At 54.6% G+C, this 13,416-nt stretch carries 12 protein-coding genes; 8 read left to right on the plus strand and 4 right to left on the minus strand.

What is annotated here, in order from left to right:
* Positions 1-3: 3 nt before the first annotated feature.
* From B3511_RS07335 to B3511_RS07365, 7 genes are all read left to right on the plus strand, one after another.
* Positions 4-378 carry a YcfL family protein gene (locus B3511_RS07335; protein ID WP_046885692.1) on the plus strand — a complete coding sequence of 125 codons (375 nt, stop codon included), beginning with the start codon at positions 4-6 and terminating at the stop codon, positions 376-378.
* Positions 379-388: 10 nt separating this feature from the next.
* A complete protein-coding gene (gene lpoB, locus B3511_RS07340; RefSeq protein ID WP_286777991.1) occupies positions 389-1,039 on the plus strand; it encodes a penicillin-binding protein activator LpoB in 651 nt (216 codons plus the stop codon).
* The gene (thiK, locus tag B3511_RS07345) at positions 1,020-1,844 is read left to right on the plus strand and encodes a thiamine kinase (RefSeq protein ID WP_286777992.1); all 825 of its coding nucleotides are present in this window, start codon (positions 1,020-1,022) and stop codon (positions 1,842-1,844) included. Before lpoB ends, thiK begins: the two co-directional genes overlap by 20 nt.
* An 11-nt stretch (positions 1,845-1,855) precedes the next feature.
* Positions 1,856-2,881: a beta-N-acetylhexosaminidase gene (gene nagZ, locus B3511_RS07350; RefSeq protein WP_040076136.1), complete on the plus strand. Its 1,026-nt coding sequence runs from the start codon at positions 1,856-1,858 to the stop codon at positions 2,879-2,881.
* A gap of 35 nt (positions 2,882-2,916) precedes the next feature.
* Entirely contained in the window at positions 2,917-3,459 is a 543-nt protein-coding gene (ycfP, locus tag B3511_RS07355; protein WP_040076135.1) for an alpha/beta hydrolase YcfP, read from the plus strand.
* Positions 3,460-3,697: 238 nt separating this feature from the next.
* A complete protein-coding gene (locus tag B3511_RS07360; protein WP_040076133.1) occupies positions 3,698-5,002 on the plus strand; it encodes an NAD(P)/FAD-dependent oxidoreductase in 1,305 nt (434 codons plus the stop codon).
* Between the two features lie 197 nt (positions 5,003-5,199).
* Positions 5,200-5,739, plus strand: a complete 540-nt coding sequence (locus tag B3511_RS07365) for a glycine zipper 2TM domain-containing protein (RefSeq protein ID WP_072039520.1) — start codon at positions 5,200-5,202, stop codon at positions 5,737-5,739.
* A 540-nt stretch (positions 5,740-6,279) separates the two neighbouring features.
* Here B3511_RS07365 and B3511_RS07370 read toward each other — a convergent pair.
* On the minus strand, positions 6,280-6,915 hold the full coding sequence (locus tag B3511_RS07370; protein ID WP_286777996.1) for a TetR/AcrR family transcriptional regulator: 636 nt from the start codon (positions 6,913-6,915) through the stop codon (positions 6,280-6,282).
* A gap of 245 nt (positions 6,916-7,160) precedes the next feature.
* Here B3511_RS07370 and bhsA point away from each other — a divergent pair, with 245 nt between their 5' ends.
* Positions 7,161-7,418, plus strand: coding sequence for a multiple stress resistance protein BhsA (gene bhsA / locus B3511_RS07375; protein ID WP_040076128.1), 258 nt, complete (start codon positions 7,161-7,163; stop codon positions 7,416-7,418).
* Positions 7,419-7,495: 77 nt separating this feature from the next.
* Here the strand turns inward: bhsA and ldtC are convergent, their stop codons facing one another.
* The 3 genes from ldtC to B3511_RS07390 all read right to left on the minus strand — a co-directional run bounded on the left by ldtC (position 7,496) and on the right by B3511_RS07390 (position 13,227).
* Positions 7,496-8,449 carry a L,D-transpeptidase LdtC gene (gene ldtC / locus B3511_RS07380; RefSeq protein ID WP_414671872.1) on the minus strand — a complete coding sequence of 318 codons (954 nt, stop codon included), beginning with the start codon at positions 8,447-8,449 and terminating at the stop codon, positions 7,496-7,498.
* Positions 8,450-8,590: 141 nt separating this feature from the next.
* Positions 8,591-12,037, minus strand: a complete 3,447-nt coding sequence (gene mfd / locus B3511_RS07385) for a transcription-repair coupling factor (RefSeq protein WP_286777999.1) — start codon at positions 12,035-12,037, stop codon at positions 8,591-8,593.
* A gap of 128 nt (positions 12,038-12,165) precedes the next feature.
* The gene (locus B3511_RS07390; protein WP_233802216.1) at positions 12,166-13,227 is read right to left on the minus strand and encodes an acyltransferase family protein; all 1,062 of its coding nucleotides are present in this window, start codon (positions 13,225-13,227) and stop codon (positions 12,166-12,168) included.
* Between the last annotated feature and the right edge of the window lie 189 nt (positions 13,228-13,416).

Here is a 13,416-nt window from a genome sequence, read left to right on the forward strand (position 1 = left end):
GACATGCTAAATGGGCGTATTGCTGCGCTGATGGTAGGACTGGTGCTGGTGGGGTGCAGTTCGCGTCCGGCTATCCCCGTCAACGACGACCAGACGTTGATTATGGAGTCCTCCGTGCTGGCGGCGGGGATCACCGCAGAGGCACCGTCGCTGGCCATCAGTGAAATCCAGCCGTCTGCGTCCTCAACGCTATTTAATGAAAGAAACGTACCTGTTACCGTCCATTACCGTTTTTTCTGGTATGACGCCAGAGGCCTTGAAATGCACCCGCTTGAGGCGCCGCGTAGCGTAACCATTCCGGCTAAGAAGTCGGTTACGCTGTATGGCAGCGCCAACTATCTGGGCGCGCACAAGGTCAGACTGTATCTCTATTTGTAAGGGGTGAACCTTGATTAAGAACCTGACTCGTTACGCGCTGGTCACGGCTTTCGCACTTTTCCTTTCCGGCTGTATTACCCGTACGGAGCAACCGCCTGCGCCCGTTGACGAGGCGAAACCGGGTACGCAGCAACCTACCCAGCCAACGCAACCGGTGCCAACTGTGCCGTCGGTTCCTTCGGTCCCTTCACAGCCGGGCCCGATTGAGCATCCGGACGAAACTGCACAGCCCACGCCGCGCGAACGTCATTATGACTGGAACGGCACCATGCAGCCGATGATGGACAAAATGCTGCAGGCCCAGGGCGTGACCTCCGGCAGCGTGCTGCTGGTGGATAGCGTGAATAACCGTACAAACGGTTCGCTGAACGCAAGCGAAGCCACGGAAACCCTGCGCAATGCGCTGGCCAATAACGGTAAATTTACCCTGGTTTCCGCGCAGCAGCTGGCGGTCGCCAAGCAGCAGCTTGGGCTCTCTCCGCAGGACAGCCTGGGTTCGCGTAGTAAAGCCATTGGCATTGCCCGTAACGTCGGCGCACAGTATGTGCTCTACTCCAGCGCTACCGGCAACGTCAACGCACCTGCATTGCAAATGCAGCTGATGCTGGTTCAGACAGGCGAGATCATCTGGTCGGGCAAAGGTGCAGTTCAGCAACGCTAACCTGTCGCGCGACACGCTGCTGTCGCGCTATTTTCCGCAATATCGACTCCTCGCGCCGCAGGCCCACCCGGGATTGAGCGGCGCGAGCGCCATTATTGAGCACGATAATCACCGGTTGGTACTGCGTCAGTATCATACCGCGCTGGGTTCACCGGCTCATTTTCGCCGTCACTATCATGCGTTACGCCACCTTCCTGAGACGCTGGCGCCGCAGCCGCGTTTTATTGCTCCTGGCTGGATGGCCGTGGAGTATCTTCCGGGCGAAGTGAAACAGGCCCTCCCGGCCACCCGGGCGCTGGCGGCTATGCTGTATCATCTTCACCGACAGCCGCCGTTTGGCTGGCGGATCGTTTTGATGCCGCTGCTTGAGCGCTACTGGCTACAAGCTTCGCCTTCGCGTCGTTCGCCGTTATGGCTACAACAGTTAAAGCGTCTGCGCAAACTGGGCGAGCCGTCACCCTTGCGACTGGCGCCACTGCATATGGACGTGCATGCAGGTAATATTGTGCACACGGCCAACGGCCCGCGGTTACTTGACTGGGAATATTGCGGCGACGGGGATATCGCCCTGGAGCTGGCGAGCGTGTGGACGGAAAATGAAACGCAACGTCAGGTGCTACTGACAGAATATGCTCATCTCGCCAGGTTGCCAGTGCGGCAATTGCACCGTCAGGTCAGACGCTGGCGTCCCTGGGTGCTGATGTTGATGGCTGGCTGGTATGAGCTGCGCTGGCAACAATCGCAAGACAAACAATTTATTACGCTCGCCGATGACATCTGGCAGCAGTTACAAACAAAAGGATAAGAGAGGGTACTGTGGGTCCAGTGATGTTGGATGTGGAAGGGTACGAACTGGATGCGGAAGAGCGTGAAATTCTGGCGCATCCGCTGGTGGGGGGGCTAATCCTTTTTACCCGAAATTATCACGATCCGGCGCAGCTGCGTGAATTGGTGCGCCAAATCCGCGCCGCTTCCCGCCATCGCCTGGTCGTCGCGGTGGATCAGGAAGGCGGGCGCGTCCAGCGTTTCCGTGAGGGCTTTACCCGCCTGCCGGCGGCACAGTCCTTTGCCGCGCTGCTGGGTATGGAAGAGGGTGGGAATCTTGCGCAAGAGGCTGGCTGGTTAATGGCGAGTGAAATGATCGCCATGGATATCGATATCAGCTTCGCGCCGGTTCTGGATGTGGGGCACATCAGCGCCGCCATCGGTGAGCGTTCATACCACGCCGACCCGCAAAAAGCGCTGGCGGTGGCGACCCGCTTTATTGACGGTATGCACGATGCCGGTATGAAAACCACCGGTAAACACTTCCCGGGCCACGGGGCGGTAACGGCGGATTCGCATAAAGAGACGCCGCGCGACCCACGTCCCGAAGCAGAGATCCGCAGTAAGGACATGGCCGTGTTCCGCTCGTTGATTACCGATAACAAGCTGGATGCCATCATGCCTGCGCATGTTATCTACAGTGACGTCGATCCGCGCCCGGCCAGCGGTTCTCCGCACTGGCTCAAAACCGTGTTGCGTGGAGAGCTGGGTTTTAATGGCGTGATCTTCTCAGACGATCTGTCGATGGAAGGGGCGGCAATTATGGGCAGTTATGCTGAACGCGGTCAGGCGTCGCTGGACGCGGGTTGCGATATGATCCTGGTCTGCAATAATCGTAAAGGCGCGGTAAGTGTGCTTGATAACCTGTCGCCGATCAAAGCTGACCGTGTTACACAATTGTATCATAAAGGTTCATTTAGCCGTCAGGAACTGATGGATTCAGCACGCTGGAAGACGGTCAACGCGCAGCTAGAGGCGCTGAATGAACGCTGGCAGGCGCACAAAGCGGGCCAATAATCCCTTCCTGTTATGAGAAGTGTGGCGAGGATACGATGATCATCTATTTGCACGGTTTTGATTCGAACAGTCCCGGTAACCATGAAAAAGTTCTGCAACTGCAGTTCATCGACCCGGATGTACGTCTGATTAGCTACAGCACGCGCCATCCTAAGCACGACATGCAGCATCTGCTGAAAGAGGTGGATAAGATGTTGCAATTAAATGTCGACGATCGGCCGTTGATCTGCGGTGTGGGGTTGGGCGGTTATTGGGCAGAGCGGATCGGTTTTCTCTGTGATATCCGTCAGGTGATCTTTAATCCTAACCTGCTGCCGAACGAGAACATGGAAGGCAAAATCGACCGCCCGGAAGAGTATGTCGACATTGCCACCAAATGCGTAAGTAACTTTCGCGAGAAGAACCGCGACCGCTGTCTGGTCGTGCTCTCACGCCACGATGAAGCGCTGAACAGCCACCGCTCGGCCGAACTGCTGCATCCCTATTATGAGATTGTTTGGGACGAAGAACAGACCCATAAGTTCAAAAACATCTCTCACCATCTGCAACGCATAAAAGCCTTTAAAACCCTCGGCTAATCCCTGTGCTAAGCAGTAGAAAAACCCGGCGCCTCTCGGTTAGCCGGGTTTTCTTTTGCCATAATTGATTAACATTTAAACGGCAAAACTTGATTAATATCAATTTTGGTATGACCAATGCACCGAACATGCTATTCTCGAAAGTGTTGAATGGTTTCAGTGCGGTAACCCTTTGTTAAGTAAAGGTTATTTCTATAACTTTTACTTAACAATTGGTTAATAATTTGAGGGGGTCACGTTGACTACGCCATTGAAAAAGATAGTGATTGTGGGCGGCGGCGCAGGCGGGCTAGAGCTGGCGACGCAGCTAGGTAAAAAGCTTGGGCGCGGCAAAAAAGCCAAAATTACGCTTGTGGATCGTAACCATAGCCACCTGTGGAAACCGCTGCTGCACGAAGTCGCAACCGGTTCTCTGGATGAAGGGGTGGACGCCCTGAGCTATCTGGCACATGCCCGCAACCATGATTTTCAGTTCCAGCTGGGTTCCGTGGTGGATATCAATCGTGAAAGTAAAACCATCACTCTGGCAGAGCTGCGTGATGAGAAGGGCGAGCTGCTGGTGCCAGAGCGTAAACTGGCGTACGACACGCTGGTAATGGCGTTGGGCAGTACCTCTAATGATTTCAACACACCGGGCGTGAAAGAGCACTGCATCTTCCTCGATAACCCGCACCAGGCGCGTCGTTTCCATCAGGAGATGCTGAACCTGTTCCTGAAGTACTCCAATAACCTCGGGGCGAGCGGTAAAGTGAACATCGCCATCGTGGGCGGCGGGGCCACCGGCGTGGAGCTCTCTGCTGAACTGCACAACGCGGTGAAACAGCTGCATAGCTACGGTTATAAAGGGCTAACGAACGATGCGCTGAACGTGACCCTGGTTGAAGCAGGCGAACGTATTCTGCCTGCGCTCCCGCCGCGTATTTCCAGTGCCGCGCATAACGAACTCACCAAGCTCGGCGTGCGCGTACTGACGCAGACCATGGTGACCAGTGCCGATGCGGGCGGTCTGCATACCAAAGAAGGTGAGTATATTCAGGCCGATTTGATGGTCTGGGCGGCGGGTATTAAAGCCCCTGATTTCATGAAAGAGATCGGCGGCCTGGAAACCAACCGTATCAATCAGTTGGTAACCGAACCTACGCTGCAAACCACGCGCGATCCCGATATCTTCGCCATTGGCGACTGTGCTTCCTGCGCCCGCCCGGAAGGCGGTTTCGTGCCACCACGCGCTCAGGCCGCACACCAGATGGCAAGTCTGGTCCTGCACAACATTCTGGCGCAGCGCAAAGGGAAAGAGATGAAGAACTATGTCTACAAAGACCACGGTTCTCTGGTATCGCTCTCTAACTTTTCTACCGTCGGTAGCCTGATGGGCAACCTGATGCGGGGTTCAATGATGGTAGAAGGGCGTATTGCACGTTTCGTCTACATCTCTCTGTACCGTATGCACCAGATTGCACTGCACGGTTACTTCAAAACAGGCCTGATGATGCTGGTAGGCAGAATCAACCGCGTGATACGTCCACGTCTGAAATTGCATTAATCGTCTCGCCCCTCCGCACTCGTCGGAGGGGCTTATTCAGCAGATCCTTCTGTTTCAGTGCCCCTGAAAGTCCAGGAGTTCTCTGAATCACTTCGGTTTCCCCTGTCGTACCACATTTTTAATCCTTTATCCCATTTGCAGACCCCTCTGTCTGGTTGCAGAATTGTTACCAATAGCAACACAAAGGAGGAAGCCCCGTGAATAAGTCAATGTTAGCGGGTATAGGGATTGGCGTAGCTGCTGCGCTGGGTGTGGCGGCGGTTGCCAGTCTAAATGTGTTTCAGAGTGGGCCACAATATGCTCAGGTTGTCTCTGCCACACCGATTAAAGAAACCGTAAAAACGCCGCGTCAGGAGTGCCGTAATGTCACCGTAACGCATCGTCGGCCTGTGCAGGATGAGAACCGTATTGCCGGTTCCGTACTGGGTGCCGTAGCGGGTGGGGTTCTGGGCCATCAGTTTGGTGGTGGCCGCGGTAAAGATGTTGCCACCGTTGTCGGCGCGCTGGGTGGCGGCTATGCCGGCAACCAGGTTCAGGGCGCCATGCAGGATCGTGATACTTACACCACGACCCAGCAGCGTTGCAAGACCGTGTATGACAAGTCCGAAAAAATGCTTGGCTACGACGTGACCTACAAAATTGGCGAACAGCAGGGGAAAATCCGTATGGACAAAGATCCTGGCAGCCAGATCCCGCTGAACGATAAGGGTCAGCTGGTCCTGAATAACAAAGCATAAAAAAGCTGTACTCTGCATTTGCTCCCCATTCGCTCAGGCTGGGGAGCTTTTTTATGCCTGCAATAAAAAGACCTTAAACGCCCGTCTCGATCCCGGCAGGTTTAAGGTCTTTTTCATGTCCACAGTTATCAGATATCGAAGAGATTATGCTGGCGGTGTAAAAACCATCCTGTAAGCAGGATGGAGATAAAAGCAAATAACACAGAACCACCACATAAAATCCAGAGACCAAATAACAATGTTATTACTATTAACACCTTCAATAATGGTAATAGCAAAATCATCTCTATCAATCCTTCTGTATGTGTAGTCAGAAAGTGTTTTGTCCTTGAGGAGAAGTACGATTTTGCCGCCCGCACAGGGTTCAGGAGAGTAAACGTCATTGTTGTTGTTGTCGTCATGACGTTTGCGCAACTTGTGTTGAACGGCTGCTAATCATTAGCAGAACAATAATCACAAGTTAAGGATAGCAAACGCCTTAATTTATGAGAAAGATTTGGCCTATCGTTTAACAGGCCAAACCCTCTTTCTGTGGCAGGTTTACATCTTAATGAGCTCAGGCCACAAGTGCAGCGTGGTCCGGGTGATGCTCTGTAGTTTTTCGAGGGTTGCCCCTTCACGTGCGCTGATAGACATTCCCTGCAGGACACAGCTGAGATACTGCGCCAGCCGGTCTGTTTCACATTGGGCCGGGATTTCACCGCGCTGTTGCCGTTGGCGAAGAAAAAGGCCAAGTGTCTCTTCCTGCATGGCGTGGCGCGATTTCACCGTATTCGCAATCTCTTTAGAAGAGGCGGCAAGGGTGGCGGAGGTATTAATCATAAAACAGCCCGCCGGGGTCTCTTTACTGGTGAAGCAGGTTGCTACTGCGGTGAAATAGTCACTCAGTGCCTGCTCAACGCTCTTCTCTTCACAAAACAGCTGGGCTTCATGTTTCGCCGCAAACCGGGTGATATAGCGATCCAGCACCGCGCGAAACAGCCCCTCTTTATTGGTGAACTCTGCATACAATGTTGGCGCTTTCGCACCCGTCGCTTCCACCAGATCCGCGAGGGATGTCGCCTCATACCCATGTTGCCAGAAGAGTGTCATGGCCTTATCAAGCGCCGCGTCCCTGTCGAACACCTTAGGTCGGCCACGGCTTTTTTTAGCGCAACTCGTCAGTGTGGTTGTCATAGGCCGTCGTACCTTAGTTGGATTGTTGAATAACCATTATAAAAATAATCTCATGGCGCGACCAGCACTCATTTCAGAAAAATAATTTAATCATATCTTTATGAAAAATAAAGGATTTGAAATTAATTTAATGATCATTATAAAAATAATGTTGACGCGTGATGGGGATCACACTTATGATTTACCTATCGATCGTTAAGTAATTAACTTGCGACCCCAAATTCATCTGTCAAAAGGCTATAATCATGAAAAACGTAAAAACTTTGATCGCTGCAACCCTGCTCAGTTCCCTCTCTTTCGCCAGCTTCGCCGCGGTTCAGGTGCAGACCACACCTGCCGATCAGCATAAAGTGGGCACCATTTCTGCCAATGCAGGGACTAACCTGAGTTCTCTGGAAAGTGAACTGGCCCAAAAAGCCGATGAGATGGGTGCAACATCCTATCGCATCACCTCCGTGGCCGGTCCTAACAACCTGCACGGTACTGCTGTTATCTACAAATAAGCCCTGGCTAAACCCTCATACTGCCACTGCTTTACCACTGCTAAAAAAAGGCCCTGCATATGCAGGGCCTTTTTTATTTACATAGACTGGCTGGCAGCCACGTGTCGGGTGACATCGGTGGGCATTCCGGAACGCGCCTCCATCGCTCTTTCCATCACGATGCCGTCAGCCTGGCTTTTAAAAGCCTGCATGCTGGCATTAAGCGTGATGGGCAAGGTTTGCGGATCGTCCTCGATGTTTTTCGACAGGGGCTGATGGATCTCCACGAGGTGTCGGCCATCGGGCTCCACGGAGGCTTTAATCGGCGTATTGATGATATTGACCTTCGTGCCCGGGGTTATTACCCGGAACAGGGTTTCGATGTCGTTATCACGCAGACGAATACAGCCAGAGCTGACGCGCATACCGATACCGAAATCCGCGTTAGTGCCATGCAGTAAATAGACGCCGCCGTAGGCTGCCAGACGAATAGCATGATGGCCCATCGGATTATCCGGCCCGGCAGGCACTACCGCAGGCAAATCGATGCCCTGGGCTTTATAGCGGGCACGAATATTCGCCGTCGGGGTCCAGGTCGGATTGGCGCGCTTGTCCGAGACGGTCGTCACCATGGTGGGTGTTAACGTATTGCTATCCAACTGCCCGATACCGATGGGATAGACGGTCACCTCATTTTTTCCAGGCGGGTAGTAATAGAGGCGAAGTTCGGCCAGGTTGATCACAATGCCTGTGCGTGGTGCATCCGGCAGTAATGTTTGCAGCGGGATGGTCAGTACGCTGCCCGGGCGCGGAACATAAGGGTCGACGCCCGGGTTGGCTTGTAACAGGGCCAGAAAACCGACGTTATAGCGTTTTGCGATCGCCTCCAGCGAGCCGCCGTCATCTTCCACTACGTGAAAGCGGTTCTCACCCACCAGACGACTTCCTGCAGCAGGGAGAGGCCAGGTGTTAGCCCACGCAGGGAGGGCCAGGGCGACGGTGGCGACCAGCGCAAAAAACGTTATCCAGCGAGAAAATCGTTGAGTCATCATCACCAAAATCCATAGCAATAATTGGGTTCATGTTATCTGAACGTTAATTGATAATTATGGTGAATAGATGTGTCGAAAAGTGGCAGGAGATTGCAAAGAGTTTGTAAATCCCCGGCCTGTCAGACAAGCCGGGGAGGGGGATCAGGCGACGGCGTTCTCTTCCAGCAGGCGCATAAAGTTTCGTACCCACTCCATGCGGGTCTTGCGCTCCGTCAGCTCCTGGGTGAACTTGAGACGGGTCGGGCCGTCCAGGCGGAAGTGCTGGGGCTCTTTCTGCAGCAGGCCAATCAGCCACATCGGGTCGACGTGATTCTTCTCAGCAAACTCGATCATGCCCCCTTTTTCGTTACCTTCCAGCTTGCGAATACCCAGTTTCTGCGCCTGCTGACGAAGGCGAGCGATATCCAGCAGATTACGTGCCGCATCGGGGAGCAGGCCAAAGCGATCGATCAGCTCGACTTTTATCTCCTCCAGCTCGGCCTCCTTTTTGGCGCTGGCGATGCGCTTATAGAAGGAGAGGCGAGTATTGACGTCAGGGATGAAATCATCCGGCAGCAGAGAAGGCATGCGTAACTCGACCTCCGTTTGCTGGCTGGTCAGATCTTCGAGCGACGGCTCCCGTCCCGCTTTCAGGGCATCGACGGCGTTTTCCAGCAATTCCATATAGAGCGAGAAGCCAATGGTTTCCATCGAGCCGCTCTGGTCTTCCCCTAACAGTTCGCCCGCGCCGCGAATTTCCAGATCGTGGGTCGCCAGCGCAAAACCTGCCCCCAGATCTTCCAGCGAGGCGATGGCTTCGAGGCGTTTTTGCGCGTCGGTGGTCATCGCTTTCGGGTGCGGGGTTAACAGCCAGGCGTAAGCCTGGTGATGCGAACGGCCCACGCGGCCACGCAGCTGGTGCAACTGCGCCAGACCAAAGTGGTCCGCACGTTCAATAATGATGGTATTCGCCGTCGGGATATCGATGCCGGTTTCAATGATGGTGGTGCAGACCAGCACGTTAAAGCGCTGGTGGTGGAAATCATTCATGACCCGTTCCAGCTCGCGTTCGCGCATCTGGCCATGGCCAATGGCGACGCGGGCCTCCGGCACCAGTTCGGCCAGTCGATCTGCGGCCTTCTGGATGTTCTCCACGTCGTTATACAGATAGTAAACCTGTCCACCACGTAGCACTTCGCGCAGGATCGCTTCGCGTACTACCAGGCTATCGTACTCGCGTACAAAGGTTTTCACCGCCAGACGGCGCGCCGGTGGGGTGGCGATAATCGACAGATCGCGCATGCCGCTCATGGCCATATTGAGCGTACGGGGGATCGGCGTTGCGGTGAGGGTCAGGATATCCACATCCGCACGCATCGCTTTGATGCGCTCTTTATGACGCACGCCGAAACGGTGCTCTTCATCGACAATGAGCAGTCCCAGATCTTTCCATTTCACGTCGCTTTGCAGCAGTTTATGGGTACCGATCAGGATATCGATTTTGCCTTCGCTTGCCTCCTGCAGGATCTGCGTCTGCTCTTTAGCGCTCCGGAAACGGGACAGCATTTCGATGCGCACGGGCCAGTTGGCGAAACGGTCGCGGAAGTTATCGTAGTGCTGCTGTGCCAGCAGGGTGGTCGGTACCAGTACCGCCACCTGCTTGTTGTTCTCCACGGCGAGGAAGGCGGCGCGCATTGCCACTTCGGTTTTACCGAAGCCGACGTCGCCGCACACCAGTCGGTCCATCGCCAGCGGCTGGCACATGTCGCTCAGCACAGCGTTGATCGCCTGGCTCTGATCCGGTGTGGTCTCAAAGGGGAAACTTTCACAGAAGAGCTGATACTGTTCTTTATCATGCTTAAAGGCGTAGCCCGTTTTGGCCGCACGCTGAGCATAGATATCCAGCAGTTCCGCCGCCACGTCACGCACTTTCTCTGCCGCTTTCTGACGCGCACGCGACCAGGCATCGCCTCCCAGTTTATGCAGCGGGGCGTTATCTTCCGCACCGCCGGCGTAGCGGCTGATCAGATGCAGCGAAGAGACGGGCACATACAGTTTGGCGTCGTTGGCGTAGGTGAGCATCAGGTACTCCCCCTTGATGCCGCCTGCTTCAAGGGTAGTCATCCCGGCGTAGCGACCCACGCCATGCTCCAGATGGACGATAGGCTGGCCTGGATGTAGTTCTGCCAGGTTACGGATCAGCGTGTCCGGGTTTATGGTGCGACGGCTATCCTGGCGACGACGCGCCACGCGCTCGCCCAGCAGATCGCTTTCGCAGATCAGGGCCCGGTTGTTGAGGGTATCGACAAAGCCATGCTCGGCGGCACCGATCATCAGATAGCGGCCATTCCCGGTCGCCTCGTCGAGGCGCAGAATGCGTTTAGGTGCGAGCTTAATTCGCCCCAGCAACTCGCCCAGCGCTTCACGGCGGCCTTCGCTTTCTACGGAGAAGATCACCGGGCCGGTAAAGCTTTCAAGGAATTTGCGCAAATTGTCCAGCGGTGACTTCTGCTGGGCCTGCACCGCCAGGTCTGGCAGTTTCTGGAAACCGAGATTGGTATTTGCCGCTTTTTCTGCGAGATTTTCAGTTTTAAGCTGCATGCGCGGCCAGCGTTTCAGCTCACTGAACAGTTCATCGCTGCGTAGCCACAGCTGTTCGGGTGGCAGCAACGGACGCATCGGGTCTACGCCGCGGTTCTCGTAACGCGCACGGGTTTCGCTCTCAAAACGGTTTGCGCTACTTTCCAGATCGCCGGTGTTCACCACCAGGGTATTGGCCGGGAAATAGCTAAACAGCGGCGGCAGCGGCTCGCTGAAGAACAATGGCTGCCAGTATTCAATGCCCGCGGGCAAGGTGCCTTTGCTCACCTGCTGATAGATATGTTCAGCGTCACGTTTCACATCGAACTTATCCCGCCACTGACTCCGGAACAGCTCGATGGCGGTTTTATCCGTCGGGAACTCATGGGCCGGCAGCAGATTAATGGCTTCTACCTCTTCCAGCGTTCGCTGTGTATCGGCATCGAATACGCGCAGGCTATCGATCTCATCGTCGAAGAAATCCAGACGATAAGGGCGATCGCTGCCCATAGGATAGAGGTCGAGCAGCGCGCCGCGCGTAGCATATTCACCGTGCTCCATGACCTGGTCCACATGACGATAGCCCGCGCTGTCGAGTTGCGCTCGCAGCGCATCACGCGACAAACGCTGCCCTTTTTTCATCACCAGCGCATGGCCATGCAGGTAGCTGTGGGGACAGACGCGCTGCATCAGCGTATTGACCGGCACAATCAACACTCCGCGCTGCATAGAAGGCAGTTGGTACAGCGTCGACAGGCGCGAAGAGATAATCTCCTGGTGCGGAGAGAAGCTGTCGTAGGGGAGGGTCTCCCAGTCGGCAAGGCTGAACACCAGGCTGTCGGTAAATTGACGAATTTCATCATGCAGGCGCAGGGCGTTCTGCATATCTGGCGCAACCAGCACCACCGGCCCCGGATGACGTTCAGCGATCTCCGCCACCAGCGTGGCGCAGGCCGCGCCCGTGAGTTCACCCAACTGGCGTTGGTCGCCCGCTTTGTTGGGCAGGGAATAACGATTTAGTTCAGACATAGCTTAGTCAGGATCTCTTATGGGCATATCACTGATACACAATGTCTTTATTATCCTTGATCGTTTTGCTTTAGCAAACCGGAACCGCACGGGAGGAGAAGGCGCCCCCCGGCGGGAGCGCCTGGAGGCTAGCGTGAAGCCTGTAGCGCTGGGGGGGAGAAGAAAAGATCGCCAAACAGAATGCCCGACAGTTTACGTGTACCCAGTCCAACCAGGGTGCAGATCAGCAGGCTGGCAAACGGGTAAAACAGCACCAGCGTGAGTTCCGCCCACTGAGGCCATGTTGCTGCATTCATCTGGCCGATAAAGAACAGGCTGAAAGCCTCGATCAGAATGCGGTGCGTGGTATAGATGGCTATGGTGTTGGAGCCAATCACGTTCAGCAGATTGTTCGGTTGCACGCTATAGCGCTGCTCAAAGCCGTAAAAAAGCTTCATGATCAGCAGAATCGACAGCAGTGAGAGCAGCAGCGGCGCGTTGGCAAACCACAGCACGACCGAAATTGCGGCGAAAAGCGCCACCGGTAGCACGTTACGACGCAGCGCCAGCCCTTTCATCCATGTCATCAGCTGTGCGCCGTACCAGGCCCCCAGACTGTAGTAGATGGCATTACGGACTACGCTGTTCATGCCCCACCAGGGTAACGGCAGGAAGTTAATCGCCAGGCTTGCCAGCGCCAGCAGGGCGATCATGGGCAATTTCCAGCGGCTAAAGAATTTGCACAGGGTGAAATAGACCACCAGCGCGTACAGATACCAGAGACTGGTGCTGGCGGTGAGCATACCTTTGATAAAGTCCGGTAAGGTAGCGGCGTAAGCCGCATTGGAGCCGTGGGGCAGTTCGCGCTCGGGTGCCAGCCAGGCGTTGATATGGCTCAGGGCTTGCCACTGCAGAACGCCCCACAGAATCAGCACCCAGACGATGCTCCAGATCCGTTTATCGATACTGTCACGCCAGGTCACCTCGTCGATGTACCGGCGAATCAAAAAACCGGAGATAAAGAAAAATACCGGCATACGAAAAGGGGCGAGATAAAGATTAAAGTAGACCCAGCATTTCGCCAGCAGCGCTGAAAGGGGAAGTTGTAGTGCATCCAGATGCGGATAAAAAGTGATCACCGAGTGATAAATGACCACTAAACAGATGCAAAGTCCTTTTATCTGATTAATCCATAATGCTTTTTGTTTCATCGGAAACCGATACCTGTATTGCCAAAAACGAACCGTTAAGTCTGCTAAGGGGCGCTGGTGATGTAATGGGTAAGAGTCTGTATCCGGGCGTTTTTAAGAAAAGGTGGAGGGAGTTTGCGGCTAAGTTGTCCACAATTGTGACCTTAGCTGACTGATTTCCGTTGTTTTTTCGGAAAAATGAGAAGCAAA

The organism is Leclercia sp. UBA1284 (assembly GCF_002308415.1).
Lineage (GTDB): Bacteria > Pseudomonadota > Gammaproteobacteria > Enterobacterales > Enterobacteriaceae > Enterobacter > Enterobacter pneumoniae.